We start from the raw sequence: 19,595 nt of genomic DNA on the forward strand, positions 1-19,595 counted from the left end.
CAATCTTTATTTATTTTTAATATATTATTATAGCAAATTTATTAGTTTTTTTAATGAAAAAACAATATATTTTTAATATTTAATCATTATTATTTTCATCTAATTTTTTTATTTTTGATATAGATACTTCATATGCCATTTTTTTCACTACATTATCCTCATCTATTTTTTTCTCATACTCTCTACTTTGAACTCTACCCCAAAGCTGTATTCTATCACCAACTTTTAAGTTTTTTGCAAACTTTGCATTTCTCCCCCAGACTATTGATGGTATATAATCAGATTTATTATAAGGTCTGTTTATAGCTACCAATAAATCAGTTATTTCCCTTCCTAAAGGAGTTTTCCTATACACAGGCTCTTTACATACATACCCATCTAGAAATATGCTGTTTGGGTCTTTATTTTCCTCTTCTATAGCCTTTATTTCTCTAACAAATACTGTAAGCACTAATCTATTTTTATTATTTAAGGTTTTATTATATGATCTCAATTGACCTACAACATTGACTAAATTTTGTTTATTGATATCAATATCTTGAAGAAGTCTCTCTGACACAGTCATAGGAAGTGTATCAAAGGAATCACTTAGTCTGTTTATCTTTATTTTCACATTATAAAATTTCTCTCCAAATATCTCATGACTAAATTCTAGCTTATTGTCTAACTCCCCTCTTAAGTTTACTACGTTATTCTCATCTTTAACAGCTATCATATTTTATCCCTCCACAATTGTTAATTCTTATATTTCTGGTATCAGCTTATATAATAAATATATTTGTGAGTGATGTATTTTATTACAAATCTTTGATTGCTGTTTAAAACTTTTTATTTATTTATAAATTTCATTTAATCTTTTGATTTAAAGTTTGTAAAACTATTATGGATTCATACAATATATTATTTATTTTAATCAAAATTAATTATTAAATTACTCCTTATCTACTTTTAAGTCATATATAACTCAAGGCTAATTTATACACATAAGCAATATCAATATTTCAAATTAATTCAAATGATTCAGATAACTATCAAGTCATTATAAACTCAATTTTCTTCAATTATAAGTTATATTCGACTTATTATACTAATATTTTTGTTAATATACATCAATATATTAACTTTTTTTCTTATATCTAGTATTAAATTTAAATATTTAACTTCAGTTTACACCTTAACTTTAGAAAATATAGCTATATTTATACTTAATTTACTAAACTTATATATATATTGTATAATTGGCACACTAATTGCTTTATATAATTATATCTAATAAATAAAAAACTGCCTTAGAACATTAATATTAACGTTCCAAAGCAGTTTATAATTTTTATTGTTAGCTGTAATATTTAATAAATACTAAGCAGTCTTTTTATTTTTATTTGCAGCCATTATCATTGTAGCAGAAGTGTAAGCTATAACTATTATTACTAATGCTTTTAATATATCCATTGGTAAAGTTTTTACTATATATGCTGCTACGAAAACCCCTATTAAACCACAGATAGCTATTATAACTGATGCTTTTTTAGTATATGCATCTTCTTTTATGAATTTCATACTTGCAACTGGCATTAATAATGCACAAGAACCCATAACTATTGGGAACGCAACTTTTGCAGACATTCCTAAGAAGTAAACCATTGCCATACCTGGAGCATATAGTCCTATACCAGCTGTCATTAAAGCACCTAGTATAAAGTTACCTACTACACCTATTACTAACTTAACACCAGTAAGACCTAATTCATTTCCTCCACCTGGTAATACATTAACCCAAGGATGACCTAATAACATTAATATTGCTGTTAATGCTAGAGTCACACCCATAACCATTTGTATCTTTCTTTCGTCCATTTTAGCTATTATTCCTGCACCTATATATGAACCAACTGCTGCTGCTACAACCATAGATACTAGAGTTACACCATCAACTGGTATGATTGATGTAAATATAAATGCTTCAGTAACAACTGGAATAGTATGTGCTACGTTTAACGTACCAGGCATTTTCTTATCTGGTATGTTTAATTTTAAAGCTTTTGACATTGCTATTGTTGGAGCAAATGAGCCTATTCCTAATGTATCAAAAAAATCTGTTATAAATCCTGTTACAGCAACTTTTGGAGTACTTTGTTCTTCTAGTTTCCCCTCTTTGTTTGCTTTAGCTACGTCTTTACCAAATACAACTGCAAAGATTGCTGCGAATACTACGTATAATGCCTTTAAGATTGCTACCATAATCCATCCTCCTGTTTTTTTATTTTTTTATATATTCTGAATCTTATAGCCTAAAAGCTATAGAATAGTAACCAGCAAGAGGTTACTATTCTATTTTAATTTCCCAATTTATTTGTTTCTATTTAAGAATAAATCCATGTTTAAGTGGATCTTCTTCATCTATTACAAAGTGATTAAATCCAGTTATATAAGCAGAACCACTTATTTTAGGTACTACAGCATTGAAATCTGCAACTTTAGTTTCTTCAACTATTTCACCTTTGAATAAAGTTCCTAATATACTTTCATATACGAATTTTTCTCCTACTTTTAATTCACCTTTAGCATGTAAAGTAGCTAATTTAGCACTTGTTCCAGTTCCACATGGAGATCTGTCAACTTGACCTTGACCAAATATAACTACGTTTTTGTAAGTAGCTTCTGGATGAGTTGGCTCATCATATATTTCAACTAAATCTACAGTTTTTATATGAGCTAAAGTTGGATGTTGTATTTCTATTTTTTCGTTTATTATATCTCTAAGTTTCATAGCTAGTTCAGTTAATTTACCAGCATTTTGAGGTTCTATTTTTAAACCTAATTGACTTGCATGTATTATAGCAAAGAAGCTTCCACCAAATGATATATCAAATTTAACTGTTCCAACACCTGGTAAGTCAACTTCAACACCTTCTTTATATAAGAAAGCTGGTACGTTTAAGAATGATACTTCTTTAGCTTTTCCATCTACAACTGTAACGTCCCCTCTTATTATTCCTGCTGGCGCTTCCATAACTACATGAGTTATAGGCTCTACTGCTGGAACTACACCTGTTTCTATAGCTGCTGTCATAGCTCCTATTGTACCATGGCCACACATGTTAAGGTATCCGCCACCGTCCATGAAGATTATTCCAAAGTCAGCATCTGGGCAACAAGGTTGAGTCATTACAGAACCAAACATATCATTATGTCCTCTTGGCTCTAACATTATAGCAGTTCTTAAATAATCTAGATTTTTTTCTAAATATTCTTTTTTCTCAGGCATAGAATTTCCTTTTATGTTAGGTATTCCACCTACAACTATTCTAGTTGCTTCTCCTGCTGTATGAGAGTCTATAGCTTGTATACTTCTGCTAAATTTCATATCAAATTCCCCCTTAGGTTTATTTTGCGTTTTTACGCATTTTTAGTTTTAGAAAAGCTAATGCTTTTTTTACATCAACTTCATCCAAGTGATTGTCTCCAACTACTTCTGTTTCTATGTAGCCTGTTGTCTTTTTATAATCAATTATGGTAGCTTTATCTAAGTACTGATTGGTAACTACTAGACCATCTGCTCCCATAATAGTAAGACCTACTGTAGGTATGTCTGATTTTACAAACTCTGATATAGCATTTGTAAAATCAATATGCTGGTTTCCTGCCATATCTAAGGTTATAATCACTCCATCAGGTCGCAATGCTTCAACCCATCTTCCAAGCCTGGCTGATAAAAAGGATTTCCATTCATTGTGCTCTGATGTACCAACTACAACTACTCCTAGCAAATCTACGTCAGGATCATTGTCTATTAAATCAAGTAATGGGTCTCTAAAAATCTGAAGTGATGTGTTTTTCATTGATGTAGAAATTCCCACAAAACTCATCCCCTTACTTAAATTTTTTATCCATGCTTTCTCATTTTTAATTTTAAAAATGCCAAAGCTTTTTTAGCATCAATCTCATTTGTGTTGTTTTCTCCAACAACTTCTGTCTCAATACCTTCTTTTGATTTATTCATATCAACTATGGTATCCATATATTGATTGCTTACAACAAACTTAGCTTGAGTACCATTAAATGTTACTCCAACTACAGGTATATCTCTTTTTCCTATTTCTTCAAATGTATTAGCATAGTCAACATGTGAGTTTCCCCAACCATCTGAAGAGACTATAGCTCCATCTACTCTCATAGCTTCCAGCCAAGCAGCTGTTCTCTGTCCTACAAAAGTTTTATTTTCATTTCCATCTGGAGTTCCTACTACTATTACTCCAAGTAAATCTACATCTTTATCACTTTCAACTATATCCAAAAGTGGGTCTCTAAAGTGATGAAGAGATGTTTCTTTTGTTGAAGGTCCTATTCCCATAATATCCACCTCTCTTAAGTCATAGCTCTAAGGGCACCATCTCTATATTCATTAGGAGATATAATCATAGGTACATTTCCCATATCTATAATTGATGTTCCTCCTTCAAAACCACTAGGTTCCTTTGAGAATAACTGATTGTCATACATAGCCCCTTGACCTGCTATTTGTTTTACTATGACAACCTTTTTTGCATTTGGTCGAATTTTGTCAAAATATTCACGAACTTGAGTAGCATTTCTTCCGTCTTCCATTTTCAAAGACGTTCTTATTTCTTGTATAAAATCATCACATGCTTTAAATGCTGCAAGTGGAAGTGTTCTTTCAAAAGGTAAACCTCCCTTAAGAGTTACATCCACATGGATTATATAGTCTTCAACTGATGGAGTCCCATATCTCCCAAACACCATTTGTTCACTCAAAATTCCTTCTGAAGAACCAAATTCATGCATTTGATTTCCATCTTCGTCTGCACCAGTTAGCATTACATATACACCAGTTAAAGTATGTGTAATTCCCTCTCCCAATCTGCCTAAAACTTTGGTTGATATTGGTATAATGTCCATAATAGTATTAATTTCCCTGTCATAGTCTCCAGGTTTTATAATATCTACTTTTATATCTGTTATTAAATCTTCTCTTGCTTTTATTTCATCTATACTTGATAAATCAATTGTAAGTACATCTTTCTTTATAGAAGTTTTTGAACCGAAATTAACTTCATTCATATGAAACGGTTTTATAACAAGTCTTCTCATTATTTTTTCTTCCATAATAGCCACCTTTGTTCTTAAAACCCCTCTCCTAATTATGTAGGAGAAGGGTTTTGTATTTTCAAATATAAATTACATTTTAAACGTGAGCTTTATATTCGTATGGTAATGGAACTATCTTACCAGCAGATGGTATAGCAACTAATTGCTCTAATGTATCTCTTAATATATGTGTTTGCATTTCTATGTTATGTGGTTCACCAGCATTAGCACCCATTGGAACTAATGGAGCAACTGCTCTAGGAGTTCCGTTTTGTCTAACTACTGGAGGAAGAGCTGCGATTATTATTGTAGGTATTCCAGCTTCCTCTATTGCTCTCTGCACGATCACGGCAGTTCTATGGCAAGTACCTCAGCCAGCTGTCATGACTACACCGTCTACTCCCTCTTCTTTAAGTTTAGCAGCGATAGCAGGACCAGTTTCTTCAGTGAAGACATGTTGGTTTCCTCCACCACCCATGAATGCATAGTGCATAGGAGCTACTGCTTTTATAAATCCTTCTGCAGCTAATTCATGTAATCTATCTATAGGGAACATACAGTTTATATCTTTATTTACATCTCCATTATCGTATCCACCATGTGATACCATCATTTCATCAACTGTAGCTGTGTTAGGTACAGCTCTAAAAGTAGTATCTCCTGCTAGATTGAATCTCTTGTCAGATTTTAAGTGAACACCAGCTGCTGTAGCTAAAGCTATAGTCATATCTTTTAATTCTTTAGTTACAGGAGTCCAAACTGGAGGAGGTGTTATTGGAACAAATATTTCAGATTGAAGTCCTTGTACTGTTGTAAGGCTCATATATTTCCTCTCCCTTCTATTTTCAAACGATTAATTATTATTATTTTTCTTCTTCTTGCTTCTTTTTAGCTTGCATTTCTGCTTGCTTTTCTTTTTCTCTCCTAATATTTTCTACATACTCATGATTAGGTTCTGGACTTAATACCTCAGGATAGCTTAGCATGAATCCAACCTCTTGACCTATCTTAAGTTCGTAGTCAGTTATAAGCATTCTATTAGGTATTTTAAATTGTCCAAGTCTACCTTTTAGGTCTATAGTTACTCCACCACCCATGATTTCGACTATAACACCCTCATAAAAAGTCTCTGATGAGATATATTTTAATCTATCCATTATAATTTTACCTCTCTATACTTATTTTAAACTTGGATCTAAATTTATATTGTTATCTAAATCTTAGTTATTATCTAAATTTTAGTTTTCGTCTTTTTCGTATATTTCTCTTCTCTTCTTACTCATTGGTAAAGATTGCTCATTATCTTCTAATACTATTTTTTCTCCTGTAGCTTTTTCTATAGCCTCTATGTTATTTAACTTAACATTTGGATTCCATTTTCTTTCAGGAGCTTTAACTTCTACACCTGCAATAGCATTTTTAAGCATAGCCATGATTCTTATAGCCTCTTCTGGAGCTAATGTATTGTTTGATAATATTTCATTTTCTATACCTTGCTTAGACTTGTTATTGTCTACCATGTGAGTCATGTATTTATTACCAACAACTAGAGCACCTTGAACTGCTGAATAAGTTACACCAACTACTGGTATACCTCTCATACCTATTTGCTCTATGTGAGATGCGAAATCTATATGGTTGTTTCCGAAACCTTCAGTAGTTACTACAGCTCCATCAACTTCCATAGCTTCAACTAACATACCTAATCTCTTAGATACATAGAATTTCTCAGCATTTACTTGTGGAGAACCAACAAATACAACACCTACTAAATCTATTTCTTCATCTTGCATAGCTCTTATTACTAATGGCTCTCTCCAGTAATGTCTTGACATTTCTTTTGATGCAGGTCCTATACAAGTTAATGCATGGATACCACCATCTAATACTTCAAGTGGAGATAATACAACTGGCATGTTTCCTAAGTCAACGTTTGGTTGAGCTCCTAATGTACCAACTGGTTCAACTGGTAATATTAAGTTATCATGCATTGCACCTTGTCCCATTATTTCTTTTATAACAACAACTTTCTTTTTACCTTCTCTTCTATATTGCTCGATTACTTCTTCGTCTACTACTAAAGAGTTGTCAACTTTCTTTAAAGCTTCTCTTATCTCTTGAGTTATATAATCAAAAGCACGGTGAGCAGCTAAAGGTCCTGGTCTTTCCATGTTAGTTCCAGCTTTTATTGTTACTTGACCTTTGATGAATATTTCACCTTTGTCAGCAGCACCTGGTCTACCCCACATTATAGTAGTGTTTAATTCACCTTCTGAAGAACCGAATTCACCTATTTGAACTCCATCTTCATCTGTACCAGTTAATACCATTATAGCTCCATCTATAACTCTTGTTATACCTGAACCTAATTCGCCTTCTTCTTTAGTAGCGATTGGTTGTATATCTAATACAGCCTCACTGTAAGTTTCATACTTATCAGGAGTTATTATTTCTAATTTAACATCAACAACTAATTCTTGAGTGTCATTAGCTTCCTTACATATTTCTGCTGCATTTCTGATGTATAAAGTAGTTCCTTCTATTTTAGTTTCATCAGCAAATTCAACTTTGTCTATTTTAAAGTGTTTTTTAGTTAAGCTTCTTAATAATTTCTTTTCTTCAGCTTTTGGAGCTACTTCTGCTACTGCACCTGCTACTGGAGCAGCAACGTTTGCTACTGGAGCAACAACTCCCGCTTGACCAGCTACTGATAAAGGTATTTCTAAGCTTATATCTTTACCTTCACCTATGTGTATTTTAACTGTTTCACCTAAAACTCCTGTGCTTACTGGCACTACTGCTTCTAAAGCTGCTGGAGCTTCTTCTACTACTGCTTCTTCTACTACTTCTTTAGCTTCTCCTGCTTTGTATCCTTCTACATTTTCTGTAGTCATTGGAGATAGAGCATCTAAAGTTTCTTTTAACTTAGCTCCTAGTACTTGACCTATAGTTAATCCATTTTCTGGTATTGTTAATAATCCAGAATCCTCTAAGTCTGCAAATATTGCTGGATCTTCTAAGTTTTCTGGTGCTATTATTGTTCCCGCTTCAAATCTACAACAACATACTGCTGGGTCATTTGCATGGGCTTGAGCTGTTTCTAAAGTTATTGACATAGTATAAAATACCTCCTTACATTATTTTCTTATTTATTATTTTAAATCTCGATTCCTCAACAGGTAACCCCTTAACTGAGGAATCAAGTAAATTAAAACCGGCTTTAATAGTTATATTTCAACTATTATTTTTGTGGTACTACTCCCATTTGAGCAGCTATTTTCAAAGGTATTTCTAAGTTTATATCTTTACCTTCTTTTATGTGTATTTTTATTACTTGACCTGTTGTAGCTTGAACTGTAGCACCTTGAGCTGGCGTTACTTGAGCTACTGGAGCTTCTACTTCTTTAGCAGATTCTTCAGCATCTGTTTTTGCTACTTTATATCCTTCTACATTATCTGTAGTCATTGGAGATAATGCGTCTAAAGTTTTTGTTAATTTAGCTCCTAATACTTGACCAACTGTTAAATGATTTTCTGGAATAACTAATAATCCTGAATCTTCTAAATCTCCAAATATTGCTGGGTCTTCTAAGTTTTCTGGTGCTATTATTGTTCCTTCTTCAAATCTACAGCAGCATACTGCTGGATCATTTGCATGGGCTTGAGCTGTTTCTAAAGTTATTGACATAATAAAATGCCTCCTTCATTTGATTTTTAATTTATATTGATGCCCTAACACTCTTAATAATTAACATATTTACTGTTCCCTACTAACAGCCCTAAGTGTTAAAACTTTTCAACTTACATAAATCGTCATAATTAATACTATTTTTTTCTCATTTGAAGTCACTTTATATATAAGCAATTCCTATGCCAACTTATTAACAAAAAGATATTTTCTATAATACAACCTTCCTCTATCGCTATTTTTAGCCAAATATTATATAACTATTTATTTACAACACCCTGTTTTTTATGTTTGGAAACATTTTCTCAAAACAAAAAAAGTGTCAATTAATCAACACTTTTTTATTTTTTTTAACACAGTCACATATATCATACTACTCCAAACATTGATTTTGCTTGGTTTCAAATTAAAGATTATTATTTTGTCAAAATTTAGTCATGTGTCATATTTTAGACACATCTATTTTATACTGATCTATCTTATAATATAACGTAGTTCTTGGTATGTTTAATATTTTAGCAGCTTTAGCTTTATTTCCATTAGACATTTTAAGTGCCTTTGTTATATTTTTTACTTCAATCTTTTGAGTAGCTTTCGTCAAATCTAGAGGATATTCTTCTTCCTCTGTATTGTTATTTCTAGAATCCATCATATAGCTTGGTACATCATCTACTTCTATTCTAGGATTTTGGGATAGGACAACAATATTTTCAATTGTGTTTTTTAATTCCCTTATATTCCCTTTCCATCTATAATTTTGAAATATATCAATTACATCTTTACTTATTGTAAGAACAGGCTTATTGTTTTGTTTGCATATTTCTTCCAAGAAACTATGCACTAATAATCCTATATCTTCTTTTCTCTCTCTAAGAGGTGGTATTTTTATTTCTACAACATTTAATCTATAATATAAATCTTCTCTAAATTTTTCTGCTTTTACCATTTTTTCTAAATCTTTATTAGTAGCTGATATTATTCTAGGATTTATTTTTATTGTAGTATCTCCACCAACTCGTCTTATTTCTTTTTCTTGCAATACTCTAAGCAATTTAGCTTGCATACTAAGAGGTAAATCTGCGATTTCATCCAAAAATACTGTTCCATCCTTCGCAAGTTCAAATATACCTATTCTACCTTTTTTACTTGCTCCAGTGAATGCACCTGATTCATAACCAAAAAATTCGCTCTCAAATAATTCATTTGGTATAGCACTACAGTTAACAGGTATAAATTGACCTTTTCTCTCACTATAATCATGAATAGCTCTAGCAAATACTTCTTTACCTGTACCACTTTCGCCCCAAATGAATATACTACTGTTGGTTCTAGCTACTTGTTTTGCAATCGCTTTCGATTTTTCCAATTTATAACTTTTACCTAAAATCTTGTCAAAGCTACCTTTAGATAAATTTTTTACTTCATCTTTTAAATATTTTAATGTATCATTTACTTTTTCAAGTTCAAGAGCTAATATCTTAGCTTCTGTAACGTCTACTTCAGTACATACAACACCAATGAATTCTTCTTTATAAAATATAGGATTTGCATGAACTAATGCATACATGTTTTCTTTTTTGTCAGTAAAATATAAATCACTCATACCGACTTTACTATTTAGTACTTTTTCTGAAATAGTATTTTCCAAAAACTCGTTCATCGGTCGACCCACTATGTCTTCAGACTTTATATCATACCTTTCTTCCATAAAATTATTCCATAAAATTACAACACCTTCATTATTTATAGCACAAATTCCTTCTTTAATCTGACCTATAATGTATTTTAAAGTTAATCCATAATCTTCTAAATGCATGTATAAATAATCTCTAATATGCTCTTGTTTCAAGACACCAATGATTTTATTATCTCTAAGCACAGGAAGAATACCTATATTTTTTAATATCATTATATCTCTACACTCATCTAAGGTTAAGCCTTCACTGACATATATAACATCTTTTTTCATTATAAGTTTTACTGGTTGGCCTTCATATTTTTTATGCATCTCATAAAGATTATGTATATCAGTCATAGATATAATTCCTTTTAATTCACTAGATGAATCTATTACCATTAGAGTTTTTGTATTACTTCTTATCATTTCTTTTATTGCACTTTCTATTTTTGTGTCTTCGTCTATAGTTGTAAATTTTGTATCCATTACTTCTTCTACTTTTTTTACTTCTGGTATCGAAAACATAAAGTCCCCCCTTTATAGTAGTACCTCATCAAAACTTATTTATATATATTTATTCTAGCATATTATAATAATAATTTATTGAATAATTAATATTAAAATTTCTTAAGAGATTAATATCTAAATTTGTATAATCACTAAAATTGACTTTTAATTCATACAAATAAAATCAAATGAATTATATACTTAGTACATTACTTTTTCAATACTATTTTCACCTTCAAACCATTTTTCTATTCATAAAACAGTTAGTGTACACTTTAAAATAAGTTATACTTACGCAAAAAAAATGTCTCAAAACGATTTTTAAATCAATTTGAGACAATGTATTTTTAAACTTAATAAGTAATAATCTAGATTAATTTTTTGCTCTTTTACAATGATACCCTAATCCACAAATTGCAATTATGCCAATAAATACATATGACATTATTTGAGTTTCGTCACCTGTTTTTGGTGATTTTACCACAGTATCATCTGTTGGTGGTACTGGTGGATTTATTACAGTATCATCTGTTGGTGGTACTGATGTATCTACCACTGTATCACCTGTTGGTGGCACTGGTGGGTTTATCACAGTATCATCTGTTGGTGGTACTGGTGGGTTTATCACTGTATCATCTGCTGGTGGCACTGGTGGATTTATCACTGTATCATCTGTTGGTGGTGATGGCTTATGTCCATTTGAGTCTCCTCCTCCTGATGGTGGTACTGGTGGATTTACAGTATCATCTGTTGGTGGCACTGGTGGATTTACATCTGAACCTCCATCTGTTGGTAAACCTATATTAAAGTTAACTTCTTCACCATTCTTTTGTTCTATTGTATAACTCAATAAATTTTGCTTACTAGCTGGTAATAAAGATGAATGGTCTTTCTCTCCAAAATCAAAAACTGACTTATAATATTGAATAGCTTTAGGGAAAATATAATCATAAGATACTGCAGAGATATTAGCCTTTGAATCTGGCTTTTCAACACTTTTAAGTTTAAATTTATGTTGTGTTGAAACTTCTACTTCACCTGTACCTATTATATTGCCCTCTTCGTCATAGGCAGTTACTCCATTTGGCAATCTTAACTTAACTACACCACTATAACCCACTAAAGCTATAGCTTCTGTTTCATAAGTTCCATCTTCATTTTTATCAAATTTAATATCAGTTGAACCATTGCTTAGGCTAGGTTTTCCTGTATCATCTGGTTTTAGTTGTTTATGACCTGCATCTAACAATGCTTCTAAATAAGCTTTTATATTTATTGCTTGTTCTTTACCTTTTTGATATTCAGCTTTTTCTTCTTCAGTCTTTGCACTTTCTATAAGTATATCATAAAAGTTTATACTTCCTTGATATTGTTTAAGTTTTGCTTGTTCATCCACTTGTCCAAGCATAATCCATATTGCACTTTGAGTTGCTGAATAAACTGCACCTTCATTTTCTTCTCCACCTAAATTGAACTGTTGTTTATATCCAAATCCATCAAATTCAGAACCTGCATAGATTATAGATTTAATTGCATCTTCATTTTTATTTTCTTGACCATTAAAATCTTCTGCTGGTAAATATGGACTCTTACCATCACTGGTTGGAGCTTTTAGATGATTATTATAACAAAATGCAGTTTGTTCGCCATCTTCTCCATCTATTATATATTTGTTATCTTTAGTACTTGCGCCTATAAGACCCTCTACTATATAATCAAAAGTTAACGTCTTTGTAATATCATCAAATCTTATATCATAATAAGGTCTATTTGAACCATCTTCTTTTAGTAAACATGTATTTTTTACTTTTGCTTTTTTATCATACCATAGATGTAAATTTTGATCTTTTGAAGTAAGTACTTGTCTAATTTCTGATTGTTCATCTGTTTTTACAGATTCTTCATCTTCCCAGAAATTATATACAATTTTAGTTATCTGAGATAAAGTCATATCAAGAATTTTCTCAATATTTTGCTTTAAGTTCATTTCTTCTACTACTAGTCCTTCTTCTGGAGTTTGTTCATCCGATGGTTGTTCTCCCTCTGGAGTTTGCCCCTCTGATGGTTGCTCTCCCTCTGGAGTTTGCCCCTCTGATGGTTGTTCTCCCTCTGGAGTTTGCCCCTCTGATGGTTGCTCTCCCTCTGGAGTTTGTCCCTCTGATGGTTGTTCCCCTTCTGGAGTTTGTCCCTCTGATGGTTGTTCCCCTTCTGGAGTTTGTCCCTCTGATGGTTGTTCCCCTTCTGGAGTTTGTCCCTCTGATGGTTGTTCTCCTTCTGGAGTTTGTCCCCCTGATGGTTGTTCTCCTTCTGGAGTTTGTCCCCCTGATGGTTGTTCTCCTTCTGGAGTTTGCCCCTCTGATGGCTTCTCACCATCAAGAACTACATCTTTGCCCTTCATTTCAGCAGCGTAAGATACTATTGGCGTAAATGTAGCAAATACCATACTAAAAGCGATGGCTAAACTAATTATGCTTGATTTTTTAATTTTTACTTTCAAAATTCTCCTGATACTAAAAATATATATTGTATCTATCTAATATAATTCAAAATATTATATTCTTGTATAGATTTGATTACGCAATACATCTTTAGCGTGTTCAATTAGGGTCGTTAATCCTAACCAGTTCTCTAATGAACTTCTTAATATTTCTATTAAGCACAGACTATATCATTACCTAATAATTAGGTACTCCCCATTTCCCCACACTTGTAGGTACGAGATTTCTCTCTAGTCGTTGAAGTTTCTTCTTTTCGAAGCTTACCTGCTGATTATCCATTTTTAAGGCACTTAGGATTTAACCTTATGCTATCTAACTAATTTTTTCTACTTTCGTAACCATCAAGTATCTATCAAATAGACACTCTATCACATCTATCCTTATTTCATGATTATGTTGTGGTTTAGTTAGCTTTAGGAACTTCCAGCAATTAAAGGAGTTTTGGGCAGATGTTCTGCCACTCTACACTCTTTATGAATGTAGGGAGCTATTTCAAAAATATATTTTATATTTACTATGATTTATGTACTTTATTATATCTGTTTATATATTTTTGATAATTAAAAGTTACTCCTATTTATATTTATAGCAGGTTGCACTACTAACTCCATATATCCCTTAAGTGCCCAAATTTAAGATATACTTCAAAGTTTCTATAAATAGGTTTTTGTAATTTTTATTTTTTTAATATTTTGTTCAATGCTTTAACTCTTTAAGTGCACTTTTTATGAATGTATTAAAATACAAACTAATATTTCAAAATAATTTTTCTAATATAAGACAAAAATTCGTTTCTATACTAAAAAAGATACCATGGAGTATCTTTAAATAACACAAAAACTTTTACTCTATTGGATAGTTAACTAAATTTAATTTATATATGTCAACACAAATCACATACTTGAGCTTTACTATTTTTGTCTGATATAATTTTAATAGCTATTGTCATTATTATACAATATAGATTAATTTTTGTCTATTTTTTCCATTTCATTTATATATTTTATAAATTTAACTTATATATTACATAAAAAAACATCCTCAGAAGTAATTTTTAAGACTCACTTCTAAAGATGTTTTTATTATATGATTTTACATTAATTAATATATGATTTTACATTAATTAATTATTTTATTTTTAATCTTACGTCACCTTTTATTCTTCTTATTAATGGGTGATTAACTGTTCTCATTACATGGTCAGTTATATGATATACACCTAATTTTAATTTTGGTGCAGAACCCATTACTGTATTACTACAGTCAGTACAGTTACCTATTAATATAACTTCTGCTCCAGCTTTTTTAAATTCTATACATTTTTGAGCTTGTCCTGGACAGTGTCCTGGATTTTCACATTTTAATGCACCTTTTATTTCTTGAGCTTGTTTACATTTTTGAACTGATACTATATCAGTAACGCCCATTTTAGCTGCTATGTCTCTCATTCTTTCTTCGTTAGGTCCACATGCACAGACTAAAAGACCCATTTTTCTTTTTTCATTAACAAATGGCATAGTAACTATTATACCACCACTAGTTTTAGTTATTGGAGTATCTAAAGTAGTAGCTTTTCCTGTGAAAGGTCCTCCTAGGATTATTTCACCATATTCACCTTTTATTCCACCAGCTCTTTCAATTAATTCTCCAACAGTAGTTCCGATTGGCACATCTTCAAATACTATAGATTCTTTTCCACTGTTTAATTGACCAACTACAGTTATATTTTTAGATATAACTGGTCTTTTTTGCTCAACAGCTTCTACTATTCTAGTTAATGTTTCTACGTTTATTACTACTGCATTAGCTTCTGAAGGTAATTGAGTTGGCTCAAGTAATTTTCCTAGAACATCTCTTACTATAGCTCTCTCTTCTCCCATTGGGTACATATCAACTAGTTCAGCAACTTCTATATTGTCTCCTGGTTTTATTACTTTTTTGAATGCTGCTATTGCTTCTGGATGTTTGCTTTTTATTGCTAGCATACCTTTTCCAGCATTAGTAACTTCCATAGCATATTTTATACCTTTGTAAACTATTTCTGGATTTTCTTCTATTTCTTTTATGTTATGAGCTAGTAAAGGTTCACATTCAGCTGCATTTGCTAATATTGTTCCACCTTTTAAATCTATGTTTAATTTTATATGAGTAGGGAATCCTGCTCCACCCATTCCTACAACTCCAGCTTCTTTAATTAAGTCAAGTATACTTTCTCCTTTTAATGGTTCAAAAGTATCATCTTGTGCTTCATCAGCTTCAATTACTATAGCTTGGTCATTTATTTCACTTATTTTTCCACTAACACTGGCATAAATATTTGCTCCTAATCCAGCTGGTTCTGCGATTAGAGTTCCTTTTTTTACTACATCTCCAACACTTACTACTGGCTTATCTGGACCACCAACGTGTTGTTTTAATAAAATAGAATATAGTTTGTTCAACTAGTACGCCCCCTTAAATATATTAATTTTTTTTATAAGCTGTTCAAATAATATTAATCTTGTTTTTCTATTACAAGACTTTAACATATTGTTTATTTCTATAGAACATATCGCTTATTATCAAAGCAATTTCTATGCCAACTTTTAAACAAAGTTATACCCTTTGAAAATACTATCTTACAGCGTTTATAATTCAATTTAATCATTTAAACCCAATAAAAAAAAGTCAATTATTAGACGTTTTTTTTACTGATTTAATCTATAATTATTGATATTACATACATACATAAAAAAGTGTCAAAAAACAGACACCGTCTTTTTATCGACACTTTTCTAACATATACTATATAATTTTCCACAACACTGCTAAAAATATACATTTATTAATTATTAATTTTTTAGTTTTTGTACTCCATTAGAATCAACTATGTAATTGTCTTTATATAATAAATCAGATATTTTTACTAAGCTATATCCATCTTTTTTAAGTCTATTTATTATGGTGTCCAAATAGTTATCTACATCATTTATATTAGCATGAAATAAAACTATTGAACCAGGCTGAGATTCTTTTATTACTTTTTCAATTACATGATTTGGGCCAAGCTCTTTCCAATCTATCGAATCTACATCCCACTTAATTACTTTATAACCTAAATCCCCACAAATGTCCATAGCTTTATTGTTTACGTCTCCAAAAGGTGGTCTAAATAGATTAGTCTTTTTACCTGTTATGCTAAATATTTTTTCCGATGTAGTTTCTATTTCTTCTTTTATATCCTCTTTTGATATCTCTTTTAAATTAGCATGTGTATTTGAATGATTTCCAATCTCATGTCCTTTTTCATCTATAGCTTTAACAATTTCTTTGTTATCATCCACCCAACTACCAACTAGAAAAAAAGTAGCTTTTATGTTATGTTTATCCAAAATTTTAAGAATATCATCCATGTTATCAGTTCCCCAAGCAACATCAAAACTCAGAGCTATCTTTTTCTCATTTGTATCAACTCTATATATAGGCATTTTTGAGTTATCAGATTTAGAGCACACATATTTTATTCCATAAACAAGAGCAAATATTAGTACCAATAATAGTGAAAAAAATAAAACACTATATATTAAAGCTTTAGTTCTCTTAACTTCTCTTTTCATACTGTTCCCCCTTTTAAATAAATTCTTCTATATTTAAAATTTATTTTTTTTTAGCTCAAAAAAGTACTGTAATATTTAATTTATAGGACAACAAATAAAAAAATAAACTCTATATTAGGCCAATTAAATCCTTTAAAATACTACTTTTTTTAATTTTTTTATATTTTTTACATTTTTACCTTTATTTTTCTGTATATATTATTTTTATTTTGGAGAAATTAGTATTAACATCACATAAATAAAAGTGTTGTTAGACATCATAAACTAATTATTTAAGGAGGAAATTTACTATGTCAAATTCAAACAGAACAGTAGTGCCAGAAGCAAAAGCAGCTTTAAATCAAATGAAATTAGAAATAGCTAACGAAATAGGTTTATCTAACTATGAAAACATAGACAAAGGTAACTTAACAGCTAGAGAAAATGGATATGTTGGTGGATACATGACTAAGAAATTAGTTGAAATGGCTGAAAGACAAATGGCTGGAAAATAGATAGTAAATTTTGACACCTGGGTATCAACAGGGCTGCCGATTGGTAGCCCTGTTTTCTTGTCTTCATTTATAAAATTAATTTTATCTAATTTGTTAAAGATTAATGATACTATACAAATTATTCTTTTAATTTTGTATAAATTAGTTTAATATATTATATATAGAAATAGTTTGACGGAGGATGATATTTATGTTTGAAAACTCATCTGAAGAATTAGCTTATCACAAACTTTTAATTTTGTATATATTGGAAAAAATTAAAATGGATTTAACTAATTCTCAAATAACTCAAGTAGTATTAGAGACTGAAATGATGAATTACTTTTCATTACAACAGCTTTTATCTCAGCTTATGGAATCTAAGTTTTTGACTACATATAAAGACTCTGACAGAGAATATTATGCTCTTACTCAAAGAGGTGTAGAAAGTCTAGAATACTTTTTTAATCGAATACCTACTAGTGTTACTGAAAAAATAGACAAGTATATAGATTCTAATAAAGAAAATTTACTAGCAGATACTCAAGTAAAATCTAGCTTCGTAAAACAAAGTGATAATGAATTTATTGTCAATCTTAGAGTCATAGAAAATCAATCTAACTTAATAGATTTAAATCTAAATGTTTCATCAGAGAAACAAGCAAAACTTATTTGTAACAATTGGAAAAACAATGCATCTTATATGTATGCTGAAGTTATCGACTTACTTATAAGAGACATACATTAAGGCCTACAAACAAACTATAGTTGTAGGCTCTTTTCCTACCTTGATTACTTTTATTAATTTATTATTTGCAGTTTCATATACTTTAACTGAATTTTCTTGAGTATCTGATACAAATAATAACTTTTCATCTTTAGATATTTCTAATCCCTGAGGAATTCCATCTATTTCAATATTTCCAATATATTTACTTGTTGTATAATCCAAAATTCTTACATTATTATAACCCAAGTCAGCAACATAAACTTTTTTCCCACTATAATTAAACCTTATTTCTACTGGCAATAAGAATTCATATAATACCTTTTTTATATCCATACTTACTTCATCAACTATTACAAGCTTTCCATCAAGTGTTGATATATACATTTCTTTCTTTTGTTTATCAAGTGCTATATGCCATGCTCTAAAGTCCATATTGATTTTCTTTTGTATACTTTTATTTATTGTGTCTATACATACTATCGAATTTATACATGGTACATATAACTTTTTACTCTCTCTGTCAAAATCAAATCCATGTGGCATATTATCAACACCAATGATTCCTATTGGATTTAATGTATTTTTATCCAACACATATATGCTATTTGAATCTTCATTTGCTACAAATAGCTCATTATCACTAAGCATAACTTGACTAAGACTTCCTCCTATAGAAACAGTATCAATTATTTTATCATTACTTAAGTCTAAAACATATAGTATTCCATTGCTCGAACTAGGTATGTATATCAAATTTTTTTCCTTTTCTATGCAAAAATGATGTGGATATATATTATCCTCTAATACTATTTCTTTTTCTAGTTCAAGTGTAGAATAATCAACTATACTAATGCTCTTTGATAGGTAGTTAGAAATATAGATTTTCACATAACCCCTCCTCTCTACAATACATATACTACAATAATATATTATTTTATTAGCTTGTATTATGCTTTATAGTTGCATTATTATACATATATTTGGTATTATTATTGATGTTGACACAATGAAATAATAATTAATGGAGGTCTTTTTTATGAAGGTTACTTTTAACCCAAGTGGTGTTTGTTGTAGAGAGATGTTTTTTGAAGTTGATGAAAATAATGTGATTGTTGATGCTGAGTTTATAGGCGGATGTAATGGAAATTTATTAGGGCTTAAGAGTTTAATAATTGGTCAAAATGCTCTTGAAATTGCTGATAAATTAAATGGTATTGATTGTGGAGGTAAGGGTACTTCTTGCCCAGACCAATTATCTAAAGCTATTCGTCAATCTATATAGATATTACTAATATATAGTGATACGCTAATCTAAA

General features: G+C 30.5%; 17 protein-coding genes, 1 pseudogene and 1 riboswitch. Of the genes and pseudogenes, 3 read left to right on the forward strand and 15 right to left on the reverse strand.

All coding sequences use genetic code 11. The annotated features are described in order from the left end of the window. Positions 1 to 79: 79 nt before the first annotated feature. The 14 genes and pseudogenes from IC214_RS19690 to IC214_RS19750 form a co-directional block, all read right to left on the reverse strand. Positions 80 to 715 carry a single-stranded DNA-binding protein gene (locus IC214_RS19690; RefSeq protein WP_227433712.1) on the reverse strand — a complete coding sequence of 212 codons (636 nt, stop codon included), beginning with the start codon at positions 713 to 715 and terminating at the stop codon, positions 80 to 82. A 644-nt stretch (positions 716 to 1,359) separates the two neighbouring features. Beyond that, positions 1,360 to 2,241, reverse strand: coding sequence for a TSUP family transporter (locus IC214_RS19695; protein ID WP_227433711.1), 882 nt, complete (start codon positions 2,239 to 2,241; stop codon positions 1,360 to 1,362). 118 nt (positions 2,242 to 2,359) lie between these two features. After that, positions 2,360 to 3,367, reverse strand: coding sequence for a proline racemase (locus IC214_RS19700; RefSeq protein WP_021386243.1), 1,008 nt, complete (start codon positions 3,365 to 3,367; stop codon positions 2,360 to 2,362). 19 nt (positions 3,368 to 3,386) lie between these two features. Then, positions 3,387 to 3,860 (reverse strand): glycine/sarcosine/betaine reductase component B subunit, encoded by a 474-nt coding sequence (locus IC214_RS19705; RefSeq protein ID WP_255606343.1) that lies wholly within the window; start codon positions 3,858 to 3,860, stop codon positions 3,387 to 3,389. A gap of 26 nt (positions 3,861 to 3,886) precedes the next feature. After that, positions 3,887 to 4,354: a glycine/sarcosine/betaine reductase component B subunit gene (locus IC214_RS20960; RefSeq protein ID WP_003422094.1), complete on the reverse strand. Its 468-nt coding sequence runs from the start codon at positions 4,352 to 4,354 to the stop codon at positions 3,887 to 3,889. Positions 4,355 to 4,368: 14 nt separating this feature from the next. Then, a complete protein-coding gene (prdD, locus tag IC214_RS20965; protein ID WP_255287823.1) occupies positions 4,369 to 5,127 on the reverse strand; it encodes a proline reductase cluster protein PrdD in 759 nt (252 codons plus the stop codon). A 79-nt stretch (positions 5,128 to 5,206) separates the two neighbouring features. Beyond that, positions 5,207 to 5,932 carry a D-proline reductase (dithiol) protein PrdB gene (gene prdB / locus IC214_RS19715; RefSeq protein ID WP_079739805.1) on the reverse strand — a complete coding sequence of 242 codons (726 nt, stop codon included), beginning with the start codon at positions 5,930 to 5,932 and terminating at the stop codon, positions 5,207 to 5,209. Positions 5,933 to 5,972: 40 nt separating this feature from the next. Further along, positions 5,973 to 6,266: a CBO2463/CBO2479 domain-containing protein gene (locus tag IC214_RS19720; protein ID WP_227433709.1), complete on the reverse strand. Its 294-nt coding sequence runs from the start codon at positions 6,264 to 6,266 to the stop codon at positions 5,973 to 5,975. Positions 6,267 to 6,347: 81 nt separating this feature from the next. Then, entirely contained in the window at positions 6,348 to 8,225 is a 1,878-nt protein-coding gene (gene prdA / locus IC214_RS19725) for a D-proline reductase (dithiol) proprotein PrdA (protein ID WP_227481872.1), read from the reverse strand. 310 nt (positions 8,226 to 8,535) lie between these two features. Continuing rightward, positions 8,536 to 8,797, reverse strand: a pseudogene (locus tag IC214_RS21275) (D-proline reductase (dithiol) proprotein PrdA); the annotation flags it as partial. Positions 8,798 to 9,239: 442 nt separating this feature from the next. Then, a complete protein-coding gene (gene prdR, locus IC214_RS19735) occupies positions 9,240 to 11,000 on the reverse strand; it encodes a sigma-54 dependent transcriptional regulator PrdR (RefSeq protein ID WP_227433706.1) in 1,761 nt (586 codons plus the stop codon). A 355-nt stretch (positions 11,001 to 11,355) separates the two neighbouring features. Then, positions 11,356 to 13,479, reverse strand: a complete 2,124-nt coding sequence (locus IC214_RS19740; protein WP_227866933.1) for a Cys-Gln thioester bond-forming surface protein — start codon at positions 13,477 to 13,479, stop codon at positions 11,356 to 11,358. A 579-nt stretch (positions 13,480 to 14,058) separates the two neighbouring features. After that, positions 14,059 to 14,144: riboswitch (cyclic di-GMP riboswitch) on the reverse strand. A 463-nt stretch (positions 14,145 to 14,607) separates the two neighbouring features. Beyond that, on the reverse strand, positions 14,608 to 15,921 hold the full coding sequence (gene prdC / locus IC214_RS19745) for a proline reductase-associated electron transfer protein PrdC (protein WP_227433704.1): 1,314 nt from the start codon (positions 15,919 to 15,921) through the stop codon (positions 14,608 to 14,610). A gap of 390 nt (positions 15,922 to 16,311) precedes the next feature. Continuing rightward, the gene (locus IC214_RS19750) at positions 16,312 to 17,076 is read right to left on the reverse strand and encodes a polysaccharide deacetylase family protein (protein ID WP_227824484.1); all 765 of its coding nucleotides are present in this window, start codon (positions 17,074 to 17,076) and stop codon (positions 16,312 to 16,314) included. 290 nt (positions 17,077 to 17,366) lie between these two features. Between IC214_RS19750 and IC214_RS19755 the strand changes: the two genes are divergently transcribed. Together IC214_RS19755 and IC214_RS19760 are read left to right on the forward strand one after the other, a co-directional pair. Next, the gene (locus IC214_RS19755; RefSeq protein WP_003422115.1) at positions 17,367 to 17,570 is read left to right on the forward strand and encodes an alpha/beta-type small acid-soluble spore protein; all 204 of its coding nucleotides are present in this window, start codon (positions 17,367 to 17,369) and stop codon (positions 17,568 to 17,570) included. 190 nt (positions 17,571 to 17,760) lie between these two features. Beyond that, positions 17,761 to 18,297, forward strand: coding sequence for a DUF4364 family protein (locus tag IC214_RS19760; protein WP_009891708.1), 537 nt, complete (start codon positions 17,761 to 17,763; stop codon positions 18,295 to 18,297). Between the two features lie 3 nt (positions 18,298 to 18,300). Here the strand turns inward: IC214_RS19760 and IC214_RS19765 are convergent, their stop codons facing one another. Beyond that, positions 18,301 to 19,167 (reverse strand): YncE family protein, encoded by an 867-nt coding sequence (locus tag IC214_RS19765; RefSeq protein ID WP_227433702.1) that lies wholly within the window; start codon positions 19,165 to 19,167, stop codon positions 18,301 to 18,303. Positions 19,168 to 19,315: 148 nt separating this feature from the next. Between IC214_RS19765 and IC214_RS19770 the strand changes: the two genes are divergently transcribed. Then, complete coding sequence (locus IC214_RS19770; RefSeq protein WP_227433701.1) at positions 19,316 to 19,561, forward strand: TIGR03905 family TSCPD domain-containing protein; 246 nt, start codon at positions 19,316 to 19,318, stop codon at positions 19,559 to 19,561. The last annotated feature ends 34 nt before the right edge of the window (positions 19,562 to 19,595 follow it).

Origin of the sequence: Clostridioides sp. ES-S-0190-01, from assembly GCF_020658275.1 — a bacterium.
GTDB lineage: Bacteria > Bacillota > Clostridia > Peptostreptococcales > Peptostreptococcaceae > Clostridioides.

Bases quoted from the DNA above. Each gene is read 5' to 3' on its own strand.
- prdR (WP_227433706.1), bottom strand. From the start codon at position 11,000: ATGTTTTCGATACCAGAAGTAAAAAAAGTAGAAGAAGTAATGGATACA.
- IC214_RS19760 (WP_009891708.1), top strand. From the start codon at position 17,761: ATGTTTGAAAACTCATCTGAAGAATTAGCTTATCACAAACTTTTAATT.
- IC214_RS19770 (WP_227433701.1), top strand. From the start codon at position 19,316: ATGAAGGTTACTTTTAACCCAAGTGGTGTTTGTTGTAGAGAGATGTTT.
- IC214_RS19755 (WP_003422115.1), top strand. From the start codon at position 17,367: ATGTCAAATTCAAACAGAACAGTAGTGCCAGAAGCAAAAGCAGCTTTA.
- IC214_RS19690 (WP_227433712.1), bottom strand. From the start codon at position 715: ATGATAGCTGTTAAAGATGAGAATAACGTAGTAAACTTAAGAGGGGAG.
- IC214_RS19720 (WP_227433709.1), bottom strand. From the start codon at position 6,266: ATGGATAGATTAAAATATATCTCATCAGAGACTTTTTATGAGGGTGTT.
- prdD (WP_255287823.1), bottom strand. From the start codon at position 5,127: ATGGAAGAAAAAATAATGAGAAGACTTGTTATAAAACCGTTTCATATG.
- IC214_RS19750 (WP_227824484.1), bottom strand. From the start codon at position 17,076: ATGAAAAGAGAAGTTAAGAGAACTAAAGCTTTAATATATAGTGTTTTA.
- prdA (WP_227481872.1), bottom strand. From the start codon at position 8,225: ATGTCAATAACTTTAGAAACAGCTCAAGCCCATGCAAATGACCCAGCA.
- IC214_RS20960 (WP_003422094.1), bottom strand. From the start codon at position 4,354: ATGGGAATAGGACCTTCAACAAAAGAAACATCTCTTCATCACTTTAGA.
- IC214_RS19695 (WP_227433711.1), bottom strand. From the start codon at position 2,241: ATGGTAGCAATCTTAAAGGCATTATACGTAGTATTCGCAGCAATCTTT.
- IC214_RS19700 (WP_021386243.1), bottom strand. From the start codon at position 3,367: ATGAAATTTAGCAGAAGTATACAAGCTATAGACTCTCATACAGCAGGA.